The sequence below is a fragment of the Pseudobacteriovorax antillogorgiicola genome, from assembly GCF_900177345.1.
GTDB lineage: Bacteria > Bdellovibrionota_B > Oligoflexia > Oligoflexales > Oligoflexaceae > Pseudobacteriovorax > Pseudobacteriovorax antillogorgiicola.
The window spans coordinates 173,066-195,520 of sequence record NZ_FWZT01000010.1 but is presented as its reverse complement, the minus strand read 5'-3'; the positions used below and the strand labels follow the sequence as shown (position 1 = coordinate 195,520).

The 22,455-nt window shown below is 45.2% G+C and carries 20 protein-coding genes and 1 tRNA gene; 11 read left to right on the top strand and 10 right to left on the bottom strand.

Translation table 11 applies throughout. From position 1 onward, the window contains the following. The first annotated feature begins 128 nt into the window (after positions 1-128). Together B9N89_RS14870 and B9N89_RS14865 are read left to right on the top strand one after the other, a co-directional pair. Positions 129-1,676, top strand: a complete 1,548-nt coding sequence (locus B9N89_RS14870; RefSeq protein WP_159455385.1) for a leucine-rich repeat domain-containing protein — start codon at positions 129-131, stop codon at positions 1,674-1,676. 22 nt (positions 1,677-1,698) lie between these two features. Further along, positions 1,699-2,631 (top strand): M10 family metallopeptidase domain-containing protein, encoded by a 933-nt coding sequence (locus B9N89_RS14865; protein WP_132320951.1) that lies wholly within the window; start codon positions 1,699-1,701, stop codon positions 2,629-2,631. Between the two features lie 623 nt (positions 2,632-3,254). Here the strand turns inward: B9N89_RS14865 and ltrA are convergent. Further along, on the bottom strand, positions 3,255-4,571 hold the full coding sequence (ltrA, locus tag B9N89_RS14860) for a group II intron reverse transcriptase/maturase (protein ID WP_132320949.1): 1,317 nt from the start codon (positions 4,569-4,571) through the stop codon (positions 3,255-3,257). A gap of 1,342 nt (positions 4,572-5,913) precedes the next feature. On the opposite strand from ltrA, the gene B9N89_RS14850 reads away from it, so the two are divergent. Further along, a complete protein-coding gene (locus B9N89_RS14850; protein ID WP_132320947.1) occupies positions 5,914-6,144 on the top strand; it encodes a helix-turn-helix transcriptional regulator in 231 nt (76 codons plus the stop codon). A gap of 9 nt (positions 6,145-6,153) precedes the next feature. Here the strand turns inward: B9N89_RS14850 and B9N89_RS14845 are convergent, their stop codons facing one another. Then, positions 6,154-6,675 (bottom strand): hypothetical protein, encoded by a 522-nt coding sequence (locus B9N89_RS14845; protein ID WP_132320945.1) that lies wholly within the window; start codon positions 6,673-6,675, stop codon positions 6,154-6,156. Positions 6,676-7,085: 410 nt separating this feature from the next. Between B9N89_RS14845 and B9N89_RS14840 the strand changes: the two genes are divergently transcribed. From B9N89_RS14840 to B9N89_RS14830, 3 genes are all read left to right on the top strand, one after another. Beyond that, a complete protein-coding gene (locus B9N89_RS14840; protein WP_132320943.1) occupies positions 7,086-7,319 on the top strand; it encodes a hypothetical protein in 234 nt (77 codons plus the stop codon). 204 nt (positions 7,320-7,523) lie between these two features. Beyond that, positions 7,524-7,739 carry a helix-turn-helix transcriptional regulator gene (locus B9N89_RS32435; RefSeq protein WP_132320941.1) on the top strand — a complete coding sequence of 72 codons (216 nt, stop codon included), beginning with the start codon at positions 7,524-7,526 and terminating at the stop codon, positions 7,737-7,739. Further along, the gene (locus B9N89_RS14830) at positions 7,736-8,848 is read left to right on the top strand and encodes a site-specific integrase (protein ID WP_132320939.1); all 1,113 of its coding nucleotides are present in this window, start codon (positions 7,736-7,738) and stop codon (positions 8,846-8,848) included. Before B9N89_RS32435 ends, B9N89_RS14830 begins: the two co-directional genes overlap by 4 nt. Before the next feature lie 164 nt (positions 8,849-9,012). Here the strand turns inward: B9N89_RS14830 and B9N89_RS14825 are convergent. Then, a tRNA-Arg gene (locus tag B9N89_RS14825) sits at positions 9,013-9,089 on the bottom strand. Positions 9,090-9,156: 67 nt separating this feature from the next. After that, on the bottom strand, positions 9,157-9,732 hold the full coding sequence (locus B9N89_RS14820) for a hypothetical protein (protein ID WP_132320937.1): 576 nt from the start codon (positions 9,730-9,732) through the stop codon (positions 9,157-9,159). A 202-nt stretch (positions 9,733-9,934) separates the two neighbouring features. Between B9N89_RS14820 and B9N89_RS14815 the strand changes: the two genes are divergently transcribed. Then, on the top strand, positions 9,935-10,486 hold the full coding sequence (locus tag B9N89_RS14815) for a PilZ domain-containing protein (protein WP_132320935.1): 552 nt from the start codon (positions 9,935-9,937) through the stop codon (positions 10,484-10,486). Between the two features lie 41 nt (positions 10,487-10,527). Next, positions 10,528-11,733: a hypothetical protein gene (locus tag B9N89_RS14810; RefSeq protein WP_132320933.1), complete on the top strand. Its 1,206-nt coding sequence runs from the start codon at positions 10,528-10,530 to the stop codon at positions 11,731-11,733. On the opposite strand, the gene B9N89_RS14805 is transcribed toward B9N89_RS14810, so the two are convergent. The 5 genes from B9N89_RS14805 to B9N89_RS14785 all read right to left on the bottom strand — a co-directional run bounded on the left by B9N89_RS14805 (position 11,730) and on the right by B9N89_RS14785 (position 16,997). Further along, positions 11,730-12,245, bottom strand: coding sequence for a hypothetical protein (locus B9N89_RS14805; RefSeq protein ID WP_132320931.1), 516 nt, complete (start codon positions 12,243-12,245; stop codon positions 11,730-11,732). The genes B9N89_RS14810 and B9N89_RS14805 overlap by 4 nt on opposite strands. Next, positions 12,242-13,192 carry a phospholipase D-like domain-containing protein gene (locus B9N89_RS14800; RefSeq protein ID WP_132320929.1) on the bottom strand — a complete coding sequence of 317 codons (951 nt, stop codon included), beginning with the start codon at positions 13,190-13,192 and terminating at the stop codon, positions 12,242-12,244. The genes B9N89_RS14805 and B9N89_RS14800 overlap by 4 nt, the downstream gene beginning before the upstream one ends. Positions 13,193-13,205: 13 nt before the next feature. Then, entirely contained in the window at positions 13,206-14,579 is a 1,374-nt protein-coding gene (gene rsmB / locus B9N89_RS14795) for a 16S rRNA (cytosine(967)-C(5))-methyltransferase RsmB (protein WP_132320927.1), read from the bottom strand. Positions 14,580-14,820: 241 nt separating this feature from the next. Then, positions 14,821-15,153, bottom strand: coding sequence for a LapA family protein (locus B9N89_RS14790; protein ID WP_132320925.1), 333 nt, complete (start codon positions 15,151-15,153; stop codon positions 14,821-14,823). Positions 15,154-15,227: 74 nt separating this feature from the next. Next, positions 15,228-16,997 carry a 30S ribosomal protein S1 gene (locus tag B9N89_RS14785; protein WP_132320923.1) on the bottom strand — a complete coding sequence of 590 codons (1,770 nt, stop codon included), beginning with the start codon at positions 16,995-16,997 and terminating at the stop codon, positions 15,228-15,230. 218 nt (positions 16,998-17,215) lie between these two features. On the opposite strand from B9N89_RS14785, the gene B9N89_RS14780 reads away from it, so the two are divergent. Further along, the gene (locus B9N89_RS14780; protein ID WP_234996113.1) at positions 17,216-18,085 is read left to right on the top strand and encodes a DUF3108 domain-containing protein; all 870 of its coding nucleotides are present in this window, start codon (positions 17,216-17,218) and stop codon (positions 18,083-18,085) included. Positions 18,086-18,106: 21 nt separating this feature from the next. On the opposite strand, the gene B9N89_RS14775 is transcribed toward B9N89_RS14780, so the two are convergent. After that, the gene (locus B9N89_RS14775) at positions 18,107-18,994 is read right to left on the bottom strand and encodes a DnaJ C-terminal domain-containing protein (RefSeq protein ID WP_200820724.1); all 888 of its coding nucleotides are present in this window, start codon (positions 18,992-18,994) and stop codon (positions 18,107-18,109) included. A 135-nt stretch (positions 18,995-19,129) separates the two neighbouring features. On the opposite strand from B9N89_RS14775, the gene B9N89_RS14770 reads away from it, so the two are divergent. Beyond that, complete coding sequence (locus tag B9N89_RS14770) at positions 19,130-19,606, top strand: hypothetical protein (protein ID WP_132320916.1); 477 nt, start codon at positions 19,130-19,132, stop codon at positions 19,604-19,606. A 90-nt stretch (positions 19,607-19,696) separates the two neighbouring features. Continuing rightward, positions 19,697-22,420 (top strand): ATP-binding protein, encoded by a 2,724-nt coding sequence (locus B9N89_RS14765; protein WP_132320914.1) that lies wholly within the window; start codon positions 19,697-19,699, stop codon positions 22,418-22,420. Positions 22,421-22,455: the final 35 nt, after the last annotated feature.

The following is a 22,455-nucleotide window of genomic DNA, read 5'->3' as shown; positions in this document are numbered from 1 at the left end:
GCGACGTCGGTGAGCTACTACTAGGTGTAGGGTTCGATTCTTTTACAGAAGAATATAAAAGTGAGTGTATCGTAGGAAACAACTCCTTCGATGGCTTTATCACTACGAAGGATTTCCTAAATCTTCCGATGAACAATTATGATCTTAAGGAACAGCTCAATCTACAAGACGAACATCCAAAGTTTGATCCATATGGAGTATATGAAAAACTTCTGAACCATGACTCAGAGTCAAACTTGAGCTTGGTTCTCAACTATGGTGTCATTGTTGAGAATATAAGGTCCTATCAACAATCTTCTCAACTGCTAGATATTGGATTTCGTGCCAACTCGCAAGGAAACTTTCGAAAGGTCTGTGGGGATATGTACATTGACGAGATTCAATGGGGTGGTCTAGTCGTTATGTCAGTGATGTTCTCTTTCCGGTCGCCGAGGTTTAAAAATATATTTTCTAAATCCGCTCTTTTAGATCTCGCTGGAATAGAAGACTTACCAGATAAAATCGAATTTGCTCTAACCGAGTTCGATGATGAAGTGGCAGTTAGCTTACAGACTCTACAAATTGGGGGTGATGTTCATAAGTTCACAACTAGTATCGGAAACAATAGGTTGGTTTGCTCCGGGAGAAATACTAATGAGTGCAGATCTTCCATTATAGCTTTCAGAGAATATATTTCAAAGAGTGGGGGCTTCAGAGATCAGTTCCCATTTGGAGGCGTTACTAAAATACCAGCCGAGCTAGTTCCCGTATCTTTTAAACTAAAATCTTATGAAGCTGAGACATTGAACATTTCCATCTCTAATGTTAGCGAAGTCGATAAAAGTGCTAAGAGCTTGTTGATCAATGAGAGAGATTCGAATAGAAATACGATTTCTCATCTTAGTAGCGTCAAGAAAGTTGTTAGATCTTTACAAGAGTTGAGAAGACTTAATTCATTAGTTGCAGATCTGAAATTCAACATGCAACTAGTAAATAATGCTATTACTAGGTGTAGGAATAAAATATCAACATGTCATAGAGAGTACAATCTATACCAAAATCAGAAAAAAGAAATTTTAGAGTCTCAAATGGCTCCTCGCCTTGACTTTCTTGATCACTGCCTCATTGGAGGCTACACTGAAGAAGATAGGCTCACGCTAGACGCTATATTTCATCGAATTGAATTAAATCAATGTTCCGATTTATATGACGATATCACTTCGAGATCGGTTTTGAATCTCAATGGTAAGAACATTTTGTCTATTTCTCCATTGAGAGGCCTCACTAATTTGATTGCACTCGATCTAAGTAAAAACAGGGTAAGTGACATCTCTGCAATATCAACTCTTTCCAACCTACGATTCCTAGATCTCAGTTTCAATAACGTTTCGGTAATTGAGCCTCTATTAGTTTTGAATCCATTCCAAGTACTAGCCATAAGAGATAATTTCCTTACAAACCCCGATATACTACTCTCGAGGGCAGATACTTTTATTAAGGATGACAAAGGGGCGTGCGAATTAGCTATTAAAGAATCAATTAGTAAAGGACTGGTTGATACCGAACTAGCTGAGTCCTTCGAAGAAATTGGTTTTGCACCTCTGTTTTCTAGCAACTCTCCTCTAGCTGTCAACGCTTGGCTAAAGTGCGAAATAGTAAATGGTGAAATCAGAGTATTAAAACTCTATGGCTTCTAAAGCGATATCTAGATAAAATTTAATGAATCAAGGAAAAATAATGAAATTAACTCTTATCACCTTTTTCACGGTTTCTTTTCTGGCCGGGTGCGGAAACTACCAAGCAGATAAATCCTCGACAAAGTTCGGTGTTTTTTCTAATGCTTCCGAGTACTCACTTCTTCCTATGATCGAGAAATCCGGGAAGATAGATTTTTGTGTAAGTTTTCAAGGGGAAGACCCAAGTCTCGAGCTTAAAGAAAAAGTTCGAATTGCAGCCGAAAACGCGGTTTTTCAGTGGAATGGTCAGCTTGTCGGAATGAGGAATCCCATCTGGCCGCATATTCAGATCGAATCAAAAGTAATCTTTAAGGTTGATGATTGTGATCAGTTCGAAAATAGATCAGTCGTTAAAATTAACCTCTGGAAAAGTGAAGAAGTATGGATTAGCACCTTTAGTGATACCAAGCGCAGTCACGCTAGACTTAGAGAAGGCACCATAAATCTACATCCCAGATACTGGACTGAAAATCAATTCAAATTAGAATACGTAGTGTTGCATGAATATGCTCACCTTCTTGGTATAGGAGATACTTATCATATAGCTGGTCGAAATACCCCCGATTATCAACCTGCATCTGCTATGAGAACTTCAGGAAACCCCATTACAAGCGATGATAGAGGAGCAATACGTGCCCTATGGAAATATCTGAGGACTGGCCAATTTAGTTGCGGTGATGAGTTCATAGCTGTTAATTCAAAATACAATCTATGGCAACAAAACTTCTGTTCTGAAAAGACATTCGTATGCGAGGAAAGTCGTAGGGCTCATCTTGATGCAGGTCATATCGATAAAGAAGAGTATGAGGAATTTAGAATGCTAAACTTTGCTCCACTGCTTGAAGCTCCAGGTGACCCCAATAGCACAATTAATGGATGGCTTCTGTGTGAAATAGTTGTCGATCAGCTCATATAGAACTCAATAGTTGATAAAGAACCTTCAACTCTCAGGTTTTCTTCAAGGAAAACCTGTTTGTAGGAAAAACTGAAAGTAGGGTCACCTTGTCCTAAGATCTGATTAGCCCCCTCCATAGTTGTACAGGGTAAACCAAGTATCTATCAGTAAGCTTTGCAAGTAGTTTGGACTGCCCGTTCAAGCTTGGTGATCTTTCAGCAAGCCAGCTCAACTTACTCCCTAGCAATATGATTCAAGCCTCAGTAACAAGCACGGAGACAGACATTGAATCCCAAACTTTCCCAACTTAAAGAAGCTTTCAAAGCATGGCGAGAAAGCCGGAAATAAGTCAGAGCAAGAACACCGGATCCTCAAGGTTTTGCTTCCCGACGGGAAAAATCGGGCATCCCAACCCCTGGCTCACTTTCATCATCACCAGGTAGCAGAAAGTTTTAGCATAAAACCTCCAAATTAAGTGGCATTTTCAATGGTTAATATTGTAGCTGCTGAGCTTGGGTCAGGGAAGGGCGCGGTAGTTAAATCGCGATTCAAGATCAATTAACCCCGTTTCCCTCCGATGCCCGTCACACCCCACGCGCCGTTTTCCGGCATGAGGCGTTACCCAGAGATTTCGCTCTTAAGGTTTATGTAACTGTTGCTCCTTGAATACGCTGCCTAGGTTTCACTTGGTAACCGGTAAAAAGTTTCCACCTACCATAGATTTCCTCTTGGCTCCACTTAGTCCAGGAGCGACCTCCACGTTTTACTGGCTGTTGACGCGATGCAAACTTTCTGACCATTAGATCCACCCGCCAGCGAACGAATGAGAGATCTTTACCAGAGTTGCCCCACCTGAAGTAGTTAACCCAGCCGCGGACGCGAGGGTTTACTATTTCTCGCACCACTTGATCTACTGGCATTTGCCGATTCCTTCTCATGGTCGCTTTGAGGCTTCTGAGAAACTCTGTTCTTTTCTCTCGCTTCGGACGGCTTAGGATTATTAAGTCTGTGCTTCTAGGGCCAGTCGAAATCAGTCTAAACTGATGCCCCAGGTAGTCAAAGTAATGTCCCTTATAGAGTTTCATTATCTTGCTCTTCTTGTGATTTATTTCTAAATCAATTTGTTCAAAAGCAGCGTCAAGCTTCTTTGCTATCTCGTTGGACAGACCTTTCTTGCCAAAGTTAACTTGGACAAGAAGATCATCGGCAAAGCGGACATAGTCTAGCCCATGATAGTTTCCATCGAAGTTTACTCGTTTTTCCCGCTCCAGCAGTTCGTCTATTTCTGTTAGAAATATATTTGAGAATACGGGCCCAAGAAGTGAACCCTGCGGTATTCCCTTTTTCCCCGCCGTCTTAAGGATCGACTTGCAAAGCTTCAAGATTTTGTTGTCACAGACTCTCTTAGCTATCTTGTTCAAGAGTAAGTGGTGTCTGACATTGTCGAAGAACCCCTTTATGTCAAGGTCCACTATGTGATAGTAGCCTCGACTAAGATTTCGACGCACTCTGTCAAGAGCCTGATGGGCTGACCTTTGCGGTCGATACCCGTAAGATCCATCTTTGAAATCCATCTCAAAGATGGGCTCGATTACTAGTTTCAAGGCACCCTGTACCACTCTATCTTTAATAGTAGCTAGCTTTAACGTACGAAACTCTCCCTTCTTGTCCTTCGGAATCTTTACAATTCTTACCGGAGATGGTTGGTACTTCATACTTTTTAGATCCGTTGACACTTCATCTAGGAATTTATCCACACCATACTTTTCGATGTCCGCAAAGGTTTTGCCATCGATTCCTGGAGCACCATTGTTTCTCTTGGACAGTCGATAAGCCTCTTTGAGGATATCCGTTTTCCAGGTGTGGCAATGAAGCCCCCAGAACCTATGCGTGGGATCGGCCTTCGCCTTAATCGCTATTCGTCTTCTCAATTCTTGCACACCATTGGAGGTTTTTATCATGGCCTCCGTGCCTCCTATATTAAACACGAAATATCTCTCAGTCTGGCCCCTTCGCTCCCCACTTGTTAGGTGGTTCACCACTACTATGGACCAGGCGGAATCCCTCTACTCTTCAGCTATGTTGCCATGGCTTACTTTCTCCAAGGTATTTCTTCTTGGGAATAGGAGGGCCTCCCCAGTTCCGACACAATCCTTCGATACATGCCACCGCCACCACCCCGTCAAGACCAAGATAAGGTATCAGCCAGACTTCCAACTCTTGGTACTGCCTTCGCCAGTTAACAAGTGGCTCGGCTCTTGGAATAGACTTTCGAGGCTAATATGCGTTCGTTACCTGCGGCCTGCATCTTTGCTCCCAGGGCAGATCCCTGGTTTGTCAAAGGGCTTAGTATACTATGTTTCCATTAGCACACTCCTTTCAGCTACGTTGATTTGGCTTTTACAACGATGGGACTCTCACCCACTGGATCGCGCCAGCTTCGCTGGGCGCTCTGTTAACGGTCACTGAAAAGCGGCAGTAAATGACTATGGCTGCCGCTTTTCAGTGACCTTTAACAAAGACGAAATGAACTATATTTTGGCTATAGAAGCTGGCCAGTACAAACATGGAAATGAGAGAGCCGCAGCATGGGTTCGATCTAAAAAAGGAACAGAATAGTTGATTCTAATCAGCCCTCAATCGATCGACACAGCTGACTCTGTGATGAATTGAAGCGCCAGCTATCACTAATTGGAGTATTTATGAGGCAAAGGTACCATTTTTCGTAACTCTGAACGCGGGCTGCTTGCATGGGATGTGTTGAAGTTAGTGGAAGAGGCAAAGACTTTACCTACCGAATCTATTCCTTTGACTCAAATCGAAGAGCTTGCTGAAGAATACTAGTTTGGACATACAAAACCAACTGTTAAGTTAGTAGCTGACCATGCTCAACTTATCAACCAAGCTGATCTTAGGGATCCAATTATCCTATGTAGCCAAGGAAGAGTTATGGATGGTATGCACCGAGTTGCTAGAGCTTACTTAGAGGGTTTAAAATCCATAAATGCTGTGCGATTTACGAAATATATTGAGCCTCATTTTGTAGGAGTGGAGCCACACGATCTACCGTATTAGAGGCACCAGTTTTTTGGGTCCTTCCACCCAATAGATCTTGAACGGGAGGGGGCCCTTCACTCTTTTCCTAGACGCCAACCCGCCATGGTCCACCAATTGAGGTCACTCAGAGTCCCTCATAACAGCACAATTCTATTGATATTTGATTCTAAGTTAAATTTATTACTTGCCAATCCATGACAAGAGTAGTTAAAAGCTTCTACCCGCCGAACCGTCATAGGGAAGACCATGGATAGCATCAGGGCATTTGCCAAAAAATACAGTCTTAGCAAACGAGAATCAGAGATTCTAAAACTATTGATCACTGGCACAGACGTGAGTGGTGAGTATATCTCTTCTGAGTTTGGAATCTCGCCCAACACAGCTCGGATTCACATCAAGAATATGAACATCAAGTTCGGAACACGCAGTAAGGGACAAATGCTTCAGAAATTCATACGTGAGATGGTCGTTGGATAGAATGATGCATTAGTGAGAAATCATAGTCTTTAAGCAAGGCACCCTAAGTTCTCCTTGCAGATTGATAATCGAGTGGATACCAGCAGACTTCTGTACATCGTACTTTAGAATACAAGTCCTGCCTCTTCGATCCAGGACAACATCTGCCTTTCGAAATACCAACCCTCTTGACTCTAAGTATTGCTCTTCTTTCATCGACCACTTCATTCCCTCATCGTCAAGAGATTCTACAAGTGGTGCCCGGCCGACTCCTAATATGGTCATGCTTGAATTAGCCCGATCAATATATAGCTGGGTAAGAGTATTTCCCTCTTCAGCAAGGTAAATTACTTCAGCATCCTTGCGTCGCTCCAGCTTGATATCAACAGTTTGCCAAACCGTTAATTCATTGACAGCAGTCGCACTAACCGCTGGCAAGTACATTTCAAGCTGGTTCTTGGAAGTAGCTCCATAACTGTTTTGAACAAAGCTAATGCCCAAGATTAGGCTCAATATCAAAAAGGAAGCAATATAGTCTCGTCGCCTAGTCATTGTATTTCCCACCTAGATTAAGAAATAAATCCGTCTTTTTTGGATTTAATCAAGACCACCTCGATGGGAGTTTATTGCGCCAATTGCGCTTATTTCCGGTTTGTTCAGGAAAAAGGCGCCTCCGGAAATAGAAAGGCCAGCTCCTATTCCACCAATCAAATTTGTAAGCATCTATAATTACGTACCTTTTACTCCCCCATAATTGGAATCGCTCGAAACCAAAGAATTGCAATCCATTCCTCACGCCCAACGCCCGGTCCCAATTAGGATGTTTCCTGCATGAAAGGAGACCGTATGGAGATCAACGTAGCGCAGCCTGAAGAAGTTTTAGGCATCACATTCAAACCCTCAGGAAACGACAGAGTTCCCTACCCCCTATTCGTAAGAGCGGAAGAGGTGATTACTACGGCATGAGGCAAGCTCTAAAGCTAGTGCACCACGAAAAATCATCCCAGATCAACCTTGAAACAGAACGAGCAAAGTTTGCAGCAGCCCAGACTTGGAACCTAAAACTAGCATACAAACAGCGAAAAGGGGAGCTTGTAAACGTAGTTCTTGATAAGTCAAAAATGGTGCGAAGCTTCGTCTTCACATGCTTTCAAGTTGTCCCTACTCTAGCACTGTCTGCCCAACCTTTACGGTGAAGCAGGTGTTCAAACACTTATGTGAGACTAATATGGTAGAGAATTGTCAAACCATTCTAAGCCAGTTGTTTATCCGGGCTACAAAAATCGATCATTTGAGAAACGAATTGTTTGGGTTTCATATTTCTCAACACCAATACTTTGGATCAGAATCTTTTTTCTCATTACCTAGCTTGCAAACAGAGAATATTTGAGGTTTATACTATGGAATCTGCTTTCAATGCGGACAAAAGGCTCTTTGACAATCTAGTATCTAAGGAAGAAATTGCGCTCGAACTAGGAGTAACAACTAAGACTATCTCCAACTGGATGTCAGCTGGAAAGATTCCTTCTATTAAGATTGGAAGGAAAAACTTCGCACTGCGTTCCGTGTTAAGAGTTTGGTTGGATAGTCAGAGAAAAAAGGCGAATAGAAAATGAGCGTAGAAACAAGATACAAACTTAAGATTCCAACCTATAAACGAAGGACGTTTAGTATTTCAAAATCTGAGGATAGAGGAAAGTCTTGGAAGGTAATTAAGACAGAAGAAGTTGAAAATCTTAATAGTAAGTACTTAGGTGGAGCTCTAAGTTTTAGTCAATGTGAATTGCAATTCAAGGAACTGCTTAAGAGCTTATATGAATCACGTGATCAAGAGTCAAAAAAGGTTTCAAGTAGGAATCAGAGTATCATGGAGGAATACTTTGCCATTAAGTATCTGAGGGATGTTAGAAAGCGCAGACTGGCGAAGCGAACTCCAGAAAGCTCGTATTACGACTTGAAGAGGGCTATCTTAGCTCTTGGAGAACTGGACCTGCGATTGGCTCCGATAGATCAGATTCAAGAGCGTATTGATAAATACTACGAGGGTTACCAGTCACAAACACCGCATGAGAAGACTGTGATGAGGCTGAATGCTCTTCTTAAATTTGTAGGGCGTGGGAATGATAGGTTAGAAAATTTTCGTGCTAACCACATCGAAGAGGTCAAAAACCTATCCAACGAAGAGTATGCAGCTGTTATCGAGCGCTTGCAAGGCTACGATAGAGTACTAGCTGAAATAGCATACTGCTCCGGCTTGAGGTTGGGGGAGATCTTTGGGCTTGAAAGATCCAATGTGAAAAAGCTGAACTTCGGATTTGCTTATCTTGTAAATAAGCAGATGTTGCGTGACGGCTCTATGACACTACCTAAGCGGGGTAAAGCACGAAGGGCATTTGTCTATGAACAATGCGGGGAATCGCTTAATGAGTGGCTTCAAGCTTCGAATGATGTTCGATTAAAACTAAGGAAGAGGAGCTTTAGCAAGTTTATTGCGAGTGCCTGTGAGTCGATAGGCTCCAATCACGTACTGAGTTTCAAGGATCTCAGACATTGTTACGCAATCAACCTGTTGAACGATGGGGCGACTTTGAGCCAGGTGGCAAGTAACCTCGGCAACTCAGAAAAAGTATGTCGAAAACACTATGTTGGCTATGTCATGACTAATGATGGAATTGATAATTTAGCTAGAACAATCAGTGAAAACTCTTTAACTACAAGTTTGTAGGCTAGGCCGGCTAAGATACTAAATTTACGAATAATAAATTAATATTAATAGAGTTGACTGCGATAGGTGTGAGTTAAGTGAAGTTGAAGGTAACCACTGGAACCATTCGATGGAACCACTACTTTTGTCGTATCTGCTTAATATATTGTAATCAATGGAGAAAGTGGCGAAGGCAGCAGGACTTGAACCTGCGACCGCCAGATTAGAAATCTGGTGCTCTATCCAGCTGAGCTATGCCTCCGTGGATACGCTTCCAAAGAACTTGGAAGGTGTAACTTAATACTCGCATCTGTAGGCTTTCGTCAAGGCTAAATTTTATTGAGCTTTTTCCAGTAGCTGAGAGTTGCGGGGTCTTGGCGAGCAAGCATGGTCCCCTTTGTCATAAGATCTTGCCCGCCAATTTTTTTCATGGCTTCCAGTATACGAAACTGCACCCAGAGGGGTTTTCTGTTCCGATGGTTCTCTGGGTTCAGGTACGCGGCGACGAGAAGGTCTGCTGCCTTTTTGTAGCCCGTCCCTTCGAAACGAGTTCCAATGGTGGTCGCTGCTTCCGCTCGCACCACCACCGCGGGATCTTGCAACGACCTTTCAAGGATTTCACCGCAGTAGAGCCTCTCGCTACGACCGCAAACCCTTACCCAAGCCAAGCGCCATTCCCACGCCCAATCGCCGAGGGTTTTGCCCCTATTTTTGTGATACTTCCAGAATGCCTCCCGATCTTCGATGGCTAGCTTCATAAATAGTTGCCATTCTGAAGGCTTAGGACTCTGATCTATGGGTAAAAGCTCTAGTTTATCGGCCTTGTCACGAGCCTGCAATCTTACTTCTGAAAGAGCTGCCACTAGTAAAAATAAGCAGCTACTCAGCAAAACTCGAAAATTCATGCAGAATACTCCCCTAATATTTGATGTGTTAACACCCAGTATTTATAAGCGAAAAAAAATAAAGTTTAAGAATCGCCTAAAGTATTGTGGCAAGATGGCCGATTTTACCTATGGGTTGTGGCAATTAATCAGCTAAGTAAATTCTTTCCGCTGACTTAGCCATATTTTGTTGACTTGAATAGCCGACGCGGAGCTTTTCGCAATGAGTGAACAGGTTTGGTACCTCTATCAAAACGGACAGCAGATCGGGCCTTTTGACACGCAGCAGGTGCATCAGCTTATGACTAATAAAATGATCTCCCAAGAGGGGTTCATTTTCAAGGTCGGCTGGAAAGACTGGAGGCCGTTAGAGGATGGCCTAGAAGAACTAGGAGTTGCCGCGGATAGTGGGGCAGAGGCTCCACCAGATCCAGAAGCTATGGAGCGGCGCCGTGCTAATTCTCCCCGGGCTAGCGTCAAAGGTCGGGTGGCTGTTCACAACAACGGTCAGCTCACAGTTGGATCGGGAGTAAATATTTCAGAAACAGGGATCTTTGTGGAAACCAGGGAAGAACTCTTTACAGTTGGAGAGCAGTTGAAGCTCTCGGTCAGATGCAACGGTCTCGATAAGGCATTCAATGCTGAGGCCGTGGTTGTTCGCTACAACAGTGATTCTCGCTACCCTGTGGGCTACGGTCTTCAGTTTGTCGAGATTCCAGACAAGGCTCGAGAAGATATACATCGATTAGTAGAGGAACTTAATCGGGCTGGTTAATGCGATGACTAAGGGCGCATGCCCTTGAAAGGGAGATATACATGGAAACAATGGGCGAAGTTACAAGCTCCTGGAAGACAGCAAAGAATCTTGATGAAGCCAAGAATCTGGTGGATATGGGGGTTCTTCTGTCGTGGAAAGATACAAGGCCTTTAAAAAAGGTCCTTGATAACGATGGCATGCAGGAGCTAGTGCGATACATCGCAGTACGCCTGGCGGAGCGAGTGGAATCTCGCCTTCCTGAAGAAATTCTTATCGAGAGCCTTCTTGTTCTTCTTGCCAATAGCCAGGAAGAGGTCGTGCTGAACGCGTTTTTGGAAGAACTCGTCCAGCAGCCGAATCCCATGGAAGCATGCGAGACCTTGGTTGAGTTAGCGATCACAGCCGAGATCTCAGATTCCGAGCACTACGAAGATATTTTTTCAATCGCAGTGGCGTTGATCTGCGAGCTTGGCAATCTGATTCAATCTATCCAGCAAGAGTACGCAGACGACGAGACCCTGAATACTAACAAGGTCCTTGATCATATCTCGACTTACCTTCTATCTGTGTCAAACAGCAATAATAATTGTATCCGATTAAGTCTAGTTCATTACTTCGGATCTTTGGAAAAGGGTAAATCACACAAGCCCGGTTTTAACCGGATCATGGGGCGTTTCGGGCACACTGTTCTGGAGCACCTTTTTACCTTGCTTTTCAACAAGAAAACGGAGGCCGTTGCCCTTCAGTTTCTACTCGAAAACACACCCTATATATTGGAAGCAGATAATCACTGCCAAAAGATTCTTCATGAGACATGGAAGTACTACATGCTGAAGAAGCCAGAGCGTTTTGCGCTATTCATCCAAACGCTTACGGGCCATCTGGTATCGCAGCCTCAGAACGAGCAGGTCCTGGCACGGCGAGTTTTTCTGCAACATCTCGGTGTTCTCTTGAAGATCGTCTCAGAAGTGAATCATAAAGATCTCGGTCGCGAGATTATGTGTGCCATTGGAGCGTTTGCTGAGGACCCTTTCCGAAACGAGCTGATCAAGATATTAAGCAATGACAAAGGTATTCGGGAGAACTTCCGGAACCTCGTTGGCAAGCTGCTTGATGCACAGAATGCGGAGCAGGTGATCGACGAGGCTGATGGCTTCCGCTCCTCGAAACGAGGGCGAAAGCCAAGCTTTGCCAAGGCAGACAAAACCAAACCTATCTATCAGGCCACGTTCCTTGGCCATCAAACAGTGGCTCGCGCCTCTTAAGGAGCGGTCGATGGCTTGATCTCGGCCCCTTGCTGGGTCGGGAAGTCGATTGTTGTATTTTTTCCTAAAACATCACGAATCGCCCACGCGCCTTTGTATTTGACGACGGCAACGGTGTTTTCTGTTGTAATTTGGGCGGCTTCTGCAGGCGCTTGGTCCGGATTGTTCCCCAGGTCTCGGTAAGTTAACACAAAAGTGATTTCAGTTTCTCTGGGAGTCCGGTCGCGGCGCTCAACCACGGAATAAGCTTCCAAATGATAACGTTTGTCGATGAAGGCCTTGCTGACGGTTTCGTCCGAAGCCTTTTCAATAGCTGCATGCAATGAGCCGGTTGTAAGATTGAGTAACTGGACCCTTTGCCCCAAATCAGTCATGTTCAAGGAGATATCAAGATAGGCTTGTACCACCTCTTCGGGAGTAAGGTCCTTGCGCCCCTTGCCGCACATGCTTGTACAACCCGCCAAAATTAGAAACGAGACGATCAGCTTAAGGTAAAGCTTTGCGGTAGTCATTGAGTATCCTCCGGATATGATTGATCCATGACATCGTCATGATGATGCGACGAGGGTTCTTTGCTTTCTTCTAACGCTTCGTTTTCAAGTATTTGTTGGTCTTGGAGCTTTTTCTCTTGATCTAAGATCTTCTGTTTTTGGCGTTTCTGATAAACTGTATCTTTCGGCAGGCGAGTTGGGACGTTGTCAGGCTTTGCAGCTGGTCGGTATCGATCGTAGTTATAGCCACGATCAGGGTTGACCCTATAGGGTTTGGGGTATCGTTGGCTCACAGCCTTATGTCGTCGTGGTCGTCCTACTTGAGGTAGAGGTGTCGAGCGAAGGCTACGTTGGTTCTTGAAGGCTGCGATCAAAGCCTTTAGAAACTCATTCATGGGAGCAGGTGCGACTTGGCTTAAGGTCGATCCCATTTCAGGCCTAAGAACGTCGAGGTCTCGCGTCACTGTATAGAGCTGATTGTCTACCAGAAGAACCGTAGGAGCTTTAATCGGCAAGCTTAGAGGGCGATGAGATACAGAAATACCTTGCTGATTCAGGAATCGCACCCGCGAAAGGTAGCGATTAGCTTTTCGTTTGCCGAGTAAGACATTTACATTCACCTTACGGTACTTGGCTAGGTATAGCGCTGAGGAAATATCTCCATCTGTTAGAAAGTCTGAAACCAAAATCACCCGTTTTTGGGCGGAGCCAATAAGGTTTAAGAGTCGAGCCCGTAGGCTCTTGAAGTCGCTAAAGCTCTCCTGCGCTGGGCCTGGGGTTTTTTGGGGCACCTGAGGGGCCCGAGGTGAGGAGGTGGCTGCCATCGAGTGTCGACTAGAAGCGCCTAGACTAAGCAATAGTAGACCGACGGCCGTGATGCTTTTGAAATACCCTGGTGGGCCCCCAGTTTTTGAGGCGAATGTCTCGGCAAGTGCCGTTTTAACCAATTTAAAAACTGGGGCAGTCACAAGCAAAAAGCTCCTATATCTTTTTACGAAGCTTGATGATGAATGCTCCAAAGCCGTCCATATCATCCTGGTTCCCAGCATAAACTGCCAAATAGTTCTGGCGGGTGACATACTTCTTAAAGTAGTCAGGAAGCCTGGATACAGGAGATATGATTTCGATCTTGTCGCCATACTCATCAACGATGCGGTTTAAATGATCCTCTGTTTCAGCTCGCTCGAATGAGCAGACTGAATAGATCAATTCTCCGCCAACTTTCAACCTCGTCAAACCGTGTTTGATCATAGCATATTGGGTGTCAATCACCCCGTCTAAATCATCCGGGCTCTTATGCCACTTACCTTCAGGGTGGCGTCGCAGCACACCAAGGCCAGTACAAGGAGCGTCTAGTAGGAGTTTATCGGCCTTCTTCCGGGCCTTCCACTCTAAAAAGTCGGTTTGCACCCATTCCAATTGATCATGACCCATGCGCTCCATGTTTTCCTGGGCTCGTCGTAGCTGCTCATCATCCTTTTCGATAGCAATAAGTGTGATCTTTTCGGCGCCTAGCTCATAGATGTGCGATAATTTGCCTCCAGGGCCAGCGCAAGCATCGACAACAGTTTCCCCTTCTTGAGGATCCACTAGAAAGCCGATCAACTGGGATGACTCATCTTGAACCGTATAATATCCCTGAGAAAATAAACTCGGAGCGGCAAACTTTGGAGCCTCTTTCAGACGCAAAGCACTTCTCAGGAAGCGCTTGTCTGAGTGGGTTTTCTCTTCTCTAAGAAGGCGCTCTTGGAATGTCCGTGTTTCCTCAAGGTCAATCTTGAGCGAGTTGATTCGGATACTCATGGGTGGTGGCTGATTGTTGGCGGCCAGCATCACCTCAAGCTTTTCGAACTTGAAATGCTTCATCCAGCGTTGGACCAACCACTTCGGGTGGGAAAACTGGAGAGCAAGATAATCAGCCGCCTGTGTTTTCTTATCAGGCTTTGCAAAGTACTCCGCACGTCGCGAAATTTGCCTGAGGATGCCATTTACAAAAGAGCAGGCACTGGCCTGACCTTTTTTCCGAATGTACTCAACGCTCTCGTTCACAGCCGCGCGGTCAGGAACCCGATCCATGTAGTAAATCTGATAGGTGCCGGCTACAAGCGCTGCGCGAATCTCGGGGCTGGCCTTGTTCAAGTCTCGTTTCGAAGTGTTTTGTAAAATCCAGAAGAGTTTGGCATTCCAGCGGAGGCTGCCGTATAAGATCTCTTTGATGAAATTACGATCTAATCGCTTTAGTTTCTTGTCGTGTATCTTGTAATATTCTCCAAGTACATCCTCGGGTTTCTTCTTCTTTTCCATGACCGCGACGAATGAGTCGTATGCGATCTCCCTTGCCAAAGATAGGCCCAACTGAGTCTCCTTAAATTGGGTAATATTAATGAAGGAATGTGCGGAGCGGTGGTTCGACTCCCAGCTTTGAAAGGCTTTCGAGTCTTGCAGTCAGCTTGTTGGTTTTCCTTCCTTAATGGAATGATTTTCTCATATTTTGCATGTCAATGCATCTAGCCTCCGGGAAAGCAATGGGAAACTGCCACCCAGTTATCGTAAGCCTTGCGTTATATCGAATAGAATAGAACGTCAAGCCGAGAATCTAAACAGCCGGCTCCTGGTCCTTGGGAGTTTCAGCGATGACTGGCTCAAGGCTAGCCTTGGTCTCTGTTTCTTTACGAAGTTGTTCCAGCTGTTTCACACTTCTGCGAAGGGAAATATATTTGCGCAAGGCATCGTAACCAAAAAAGAAAGCGGCAAAAATCGCCCCACTTAAGAAAGATACCAAAAATACAATGGCGCTGGCGATACTAAAGATGCCGATATATGGAATCTCAATGCGAATGCTAACTTGGTTAAAATAACAAAAAAGCCCTACATACCAAAGAGTCACTAGCATAAAGAGGAAAATGGGAAGTTTTCGAAAATATCCCATGGAAGTCTCCTAAATAGAAAAAGGGCCGGTTAAAATTCTAACCGGGCCCTTGATCTTAATGCTAGTACTAAGTCTTATTCGCCGTCTTTTTCTTCGGCAGCAGCTTTAGCTTTTGCGAATGCATCAGCTAGACCAGTCTTAGGCTCTGCAACTTGGTTGATGTAGTTGTTAAGCTCTTCACCTTCTAGCTGCTTGATTAGAGCTTTGCGAGAAAGTGAGAAGCGGCGCTCTTCGCTGTCAGTAGCAAGAACTACGAAGTCGATCTCGTCGCCTTCTTTAACTGCATCTTCAACGCGCTCGACGTTATCTTCAGAAAGCTCGCTGATGTGAATCATGCCTTCGATGCCTTCAGAGATTTCTACGAATGCGCCGAAGTCAGTAACTTTAGTTACGCGACCAGTTCCTTTGGTTCCAGCAGGCATATCAACAGCCGCTTTCGCCCAAGGATCTTCAGATAGTTGCTTGATACCAAGAGAGAATCTTTCGTTTTCGGCATCGATTTGAAGGATCTTAGCTTCTACTTCGTCACCCTTCTTGAACTTGTCAGCAGGGTGGTTGATGCGGTCTGTCCAGCTGATGTCAGAGATGTGGATCAGGCCGTCGATACCGTCTTCGATACCAACGAAGATACCAAAGTCTGTGATGTTGCGGATCTTACCAGCGATGATATCGCCTTCTTGGTACTTCTCTTTAACAACTTCCCAGGGGTTAGGCTCGATTTGCTTCATGCCAAGGCTGATACGACGGTTTTCGATGTCCATCGCAAGGATGACAACTTCAACTTCGTCGCCAACTTGAACAACTTTGGAAGGGTGCTTGATGCGCTTAGACCAAGACATTTCGCTGATGTGGATCAAGCCTTCAACGCCTTGCTCCATCTCAACGAATGCACCGTAATCGGTCAAGCTAACAACAGTACCTTTGGCGCGAGAGTCAACGTTGTAACGCTCTGCAACAGTCAACCATGGATCAGTTTGAAGCTGCTTGTAACCAAGGGAAACACGCTGGCGACCTTCGTCGTAGCTAAGAACCTTAACTTCGATTTCTTGACCAACTTCGAACATCTGTGATGGGTGGTTAATACGTCCCCAAGACATGTCTGTGATATGTAGAAGGCCGTCGATGCCACCGAGATCGATGAACGCACCGTAATCAGTGATATTTTTAACGATACCCTTAAGTTCCGCACCTTCTTTGAGGTTGGAAAGAGTTTCGCTGCGAAGCTTCTCGCGATCTTGCTCAAGGAGGACACGGCGACTTAGAACGATGTTGCCACGTTTCTTGTTGAACTTGATGATTTTGAAGCTCAGTTGAGTGCCGATTAGCTTGTCTAGGTTGCGAACAGGACGAAGATCAACCTGAGACCCAGGAAGGAAAGCCTTCACGCCGATATCAACGGATAGGCCACCTTTAACACGAGCAACAACGGTACCTTCAACGATCTCGTTGTTTTCGTAAGCGTCGGAGATACGATCCCAAGCGCGAAGCATTTCAGCACGCTCACGGCTAAGAACCATTTCACCATCGTTATCTTCAAAAGAATCAAGGTAAACTTCTACAGTATCGCCTTCTTTGACAGAAAGCTCGCCATCAGCTGCCTTGAACTCCCCTTTGGGGATTTCACCTTCAGATTTGTGACCGATATCAACGATGACTGTGTCTTCGGTGAAGCGAACAACTGTACCGTTTACAATTGATCCTTCTTTGATTGTATTGGTCGCTTCTTCTTGGTCTAGAAGGTTGGCAAACTCTTGGCTAAGGTCGGATTCGTTCTCGAAACCAGTGTCTTCGTCTTCCCACTGAATCGTACCGATACCGGCCAGTTTTGATTCTTGTAGTTCCATAAATTTAGTTAACTCCTAAAGTTGTCCGCCCATCGGACATATTAATACACTATAGAGCTAAGTTCGTTATCATGGGGGTCTATAAAAGTCAATGAAAGCAGGTTAAGATAGGATCCATTAACCACATAAAAAATGTTAATAGCTACAAGTTGAGGGTGAATATGTTCATAACAAGCTGTATTAATAGCAGATTTGTGGCAATACTAGCAATCGGTATTATGAGTCAAAAAGGTATATCGAATACCAAACAGGACAACTTCGAACAGGAGGTTATTTGCCCAGGAAAAGTTGCAGAGGCGCCTCAATGGTCGCGTTCTAAGACTTATCAAGGGGTGCCATATGGGTATGGGGAGGAGGCTCGTTACGAGTTGAAGTATGGCTCCGTTCGAGTCCACGTAGGTTACGGCTTCATGCGAGTTGGCAAGCCGCTGAAATACAAAATTCCCGTGGCGAAGAAGAATGGTCAGCTCGTTTATGAAAAGCGTTGGCATCGGGTCTTTAGCGTCGAAGCCTATACCGGGGATTGGTACAAGGCCATATTCCAGGCTCATGACAAGCTTCAGGCATTTTCCCGGCCTTGGGATGGTGGGATCAGCAAGTTCTATATTAGCGAGGATCATGACAAGCCATTCGAAGTTAGGAGCCGGCGGGAAAAGTGGCTCGAATTCGATCACGTCAATTGTAGTGTGAAAACTGTTGAGGAAGTGAAGCACAAGAACAAGCGTAAAGAGGGCAACTATGATGTTTTCCCAGGGGCTGTTGACGCGTTGGGGGCAGCCTACAAGCTTCGGTCTCTAGATTTTAAAGTCGGCGAGAAGCAGAAGTTTGTGGTTTACACTTCAGAAAAAAACTGGTGGCTTGAAGCCATGCCCCTTGCGGAAGAGAAGGTCCAGGTAAAGGCTGGGACATTTGATGCTGTGAAGGTCAACCTGATCACATCCGCAGGCCAGCAGTTCGAGCAGAAGGGCACTGTAACCATGTGGCTAGCGACGAATCATCCAAACAAGCCTCTAATCAAAATTGAGGGCGAGGCTAAGTTCGGTAGCTTTTACCTAGAGCTCGATCAATTCACACCCGGTAAAAACTAGGGACGCGTGCTCTGTGGCCTACTAGAGGCCACACTCTTGCAATGAGGCAATCGCATTTTTTTGCTCATCAGAAAGGTCTTTGGGAATCTCAACCTCGACGATTCCAAATAGGTCTCCATGCTGTTGGCCTGATTTGAATCCAAGCCCTTTAAGGCGGATCTTAGTGCCAGGTTTTACTCCGGCTGGGACTTTGATCTTCTTTTCACCCATGGGAGTTTCGATGGACTTGGAGCACCCTAGGAAGGCTTCTGAAACCTTCATTGGAATTGGAGTTTCGATATCAAGCCCGTCTCGGGTAAAGCGTGGGTGCGGTGAAACCTCAATAACTACGAACAGGTCGCCTGGCTGACCGCCAACTGGGGACGGAGCGCCGCGGCCGCTAACGCGGAGCTTTGCTCCGGTCTGGACCCCTTGTGGAATTCTGACGGTTAAATCTCGCCTCGTACCGTCACTCAAAGAGAATTGTACTCGACGTTCTGTGCCGTTGTAGGCGTCCATAAATCCAATTTTAACCGGGTATTCAACGTCCTGCCCTTTTTGGGGGCCTCGTTGGAACCCGCCGCGACCTTGGAATCCAGCGCCACCTGCTCCACCAAAGATGTTGCTGAAGAAGCTATTGCCCATTCCAAACTCTTCGAAAATCGATCCGAAGTCGGTACCTCGAAATATGTCTTCAGCTGAATACTGTTGGTGGAACTTTTGCTCGCCGAACATATCGTATTGCTGACGTTTTTGCTTATCTGAAAGCACGGCATAGGCTTCGTTAACTTGCTTGAACTTTTCTTCAGCCTGGGGGTTGCCTTGGTTTCGATCCGGGTGATACTGCATAGCCAACTTGCGGTATGCCTTTTTTATGTCGGCATCGGAAGCTGATTTTTCTACACCAAGGATATCGTAATAATTTGACACCGTTACACTCCTGATAAGGCGATCCATCTACTCCGAAATAAGATATGGCCTTTTAGAAGAAAGTCAAGGGACCAGGCTTATGATAGAATGAATAGGATAGGCTTCTAGAATTATTAGAAAGTTTTTGTCGCCAGTATGAATGGTCACACCATAAGATATCTTATTATCTTTAGTTTGCTAGCTGTCTTGGGTGGGTTTCTCGGCCGAGCCATGTATGTGACTGTAACAGTTCGGGGCCTGCGTGCCGAGGCGCGACTCATGCTTTCCTATCTCCACACGCTCCAAAAGGCTCAAAGAATGGAATCGGATCGCTATATGAGCTTTGATCAGTTTTATGGTGCTCCCCTTAAGGGTCAGGATAATTGCCAACAGCCGGAAGGGGCTGCACGTTTAGGGTTTCTTTTAAAGTGGTGTCACTCGGAATCAGCCAGTCCTTTGCGCTATGCCTATCGGGTCCGAGAAACCACGGATGGCTTCATTGGCGAAGCCCATGCGGGAAGTGCTTCGGATGGAGGGAGTTTTGTGTGTTTCGGCTTCCATGAAGAAGACATTTGGCAAATTGACAAAAAGCGATCCTTAAGTCATATCAATTCATGTCGTTCTAAGTTTTAAAAACTCCCCCTCTCAGCCTCGATACTAAACCCATAGGACTCGCCATCCGAACTCTCATTTTGAATAGTTGTCATCCGACTTTGGATAAATATGGGTATTAGGGACCACGTAAAAGACAAGCGATTGGTCAAAATCACTGGGATTTTGACTGGACTGCTATTGTCGGGTTTGGCTCTTATTCTTAGCCTAGGTTTACCACTTTTTCTTGAGCTTTCCTTGGTCTTGACTGTGCTCCTTGTCTTTCTCTACTACGTGATAACTGAAGTCGAGAGAAGTCTTGGAAAACGCTCAAAAGCGGAACTCTATCACCTCTTGAACGAACTCAACATCGGCGTCATAAACCTGAGCAAGTTAACGGTTAGTGAGTCGATTGCTGCAATCATTGATCGCATCTTGGATCGTAACCTCAAGGAAACGAGGTACCGCAATGCCCTATTTGATCGATTGGAACTGGGAATCGTGACCTTTGGCGAAAAACTGGTGGTAAAGCGAGCGAGTATGGCTAGCCTTGAAGCAATCTTTGGTAAAAACTCTGAGGGCAAGGGAGTCATCGATTTCCTTTTTGAAAAGACTGATTTGTCCAAAGAATCGATTCGATCTCTAGAGTTCCACTTTACCTCAGTTCTCGGAATGCCCGAGATGCAGTGGAAGCTGTCGATGCCGAACTTTCCAGAGGAACTTAGCTGCCGATTCAAACACCGCAAACGATTCATAAAGGCCTACTACATCCCAATTTATGAAGAAAAAGTAGTCAAAGAAATCTCAATCGTTCTACAAGATGTCACTGAACATCGCCGCTTTCAGAGCGAGGCCGTCCGCCGAGAGCAGGAAATTGAAAAGATTTTTGCCTTGCTCCAAGTTTCCGACAGCCTATTTGAACTATTCATGGATGAAACTCGTTCGCTATTCGAAGGTATCAAGGCAGACTTAAAGGCGATTCGCACCGCTGCTCCAGAGCAGATGAACGATATTGCGAATCGGATGTTTCGCTCTGTTCATACCATTAAAGCAAATTCCAAACTTTTTAAGCTCAATTCCATTCAGGATGTGGCCCACGAAGTGGAGCATTACCTTTCAGAGCTTCGCAGTGGCAAGATAGCCTATGAACCCAAGACCTTTATTGAGTTAACCCAAAAGGTGATGGCCATCAGCGAAGAAATCTATTCCTACGCTAGCCTAAGAAAGGAAATTTTAAGCTCAATCGATCGCAAACGCGATCAGAACCTGAAGTACAGGGTCCAGTGGATTCGATCTTTGGTCAATCAGTTTGCCTATATTTTAAGAGACCCGCAGTTTGAGCCTCGGCACTTGAGAACGATTCAAAAGGAATTCGGTCGTGCTCTAGCGACATTTGATCGCGTCTCGATGCGCGACTACATCAAAGGTTACAACGATATGATTCATGATATTGCTCGTCAGTTGGGCAAGAAAGTTCAAGATATTGAAACCCACCTAGAGTATCACTATTTCGAGCCCAACGTGATGGCTCGGATCAACGATATCCTAGTTCATTGCCTCCGAAATTCGGTAGATCATGGCATCGAGATGCCAGATGTACGAAAGTCTCTTGGTAAGCCTGAAAAGGGTTTGATCCGCTTGTCAGTCGAAGAATTGAATGGCACGGTAACCCTCCGACTCGAAGACGATGGCCATGGAATTGAAGTCGAACACGTCAAAGAGAAAGCAGTTGATCAAGGTATCATTACGATGCAAGAAGCTGAACATATCAGTGATCAAGAATCCCTATCCTTAATTTTTCATCCAGGTTTTTCGACAAGCAATGAGGTCTCGGAAGTTTCGGGACGGGGTCTTGGCATGGATGCAGTTCGAGACACCGTTAACAAGATCAATGGCCAAATCATAGTAGAATCCGTCGATGACCGAGGTACGGTGATTACCATCAACTTGCCATCAGAGTCTGAAGAACTGCTCACACCGTTTATGATCTACGATTTAAAGGGAACCGTAGAGGGAATCTTAAAAGAGTATCGTGCGGTGACCAGAGGTAAGTTGGACTTCGAGACTTCTGGCAGCGAAGACACGGTGATATTTGGCGACAAATGGAACATCTCTGAAAAAATCCGCTCCGTCGTCAATGAAATTGTAGCTCAAACAAGGCAGAAGTGTGACATTCGCATCCTCCTTGAAACCCACAAGGGCCGTCGCCGGGTCGACAGCTATTGGTTCTATCGAATCACTTTCCAGCTCCAAGGTGAGCAGTGCTTCGACAAGACCTTGCAGTTGAGTAAGCGCTTAAAAGAGATTCAAGAGTCCCTCAAGCGCAATGCGGGCTCCTTGATCCAGAGAAGCAGTCATATATTTGAAATGAATCTTCCGTCCAATATACCGGTGCCATTCTCTGATTTTGAGTTCCCAGTATTGCTGGTCTGTGACGAACCAGAAAAGTTGATTACTTCCATTAGTGCTTTCTTCAACGATGTAATGGGGGGGTGGGACTTCGATATTCTAACCTACCGCCCGGGGGAATCTCTACCAGCAAAACTCACTGGCCAGCCTTGTATCGTGGTGATGGATGATCACCATGGGGATGAGTACGCTGAAATGAGGTCAAGTCTTGATCGTGAACGAGATGGCGTACTTCTTCTGACGGATGAAGAGACTGATATAGAGATACTCGATGAGCTTCATATTATGCCTCAGAATATCATATTTGCTCCTCGCCAGTTCGAAATGCCGACACTGCATCGTGCCCTGGCCTCGATCATACTGAGACGATTCTTAAAAGATATGATTCGGGAAGGTCAGCACTTAAGCCAGAGAGACATACAAAAGGTGTCGGGATTCCCTCAGTAGCCATGCTTATTTCTTTGACTAACGCCAGACCTCCA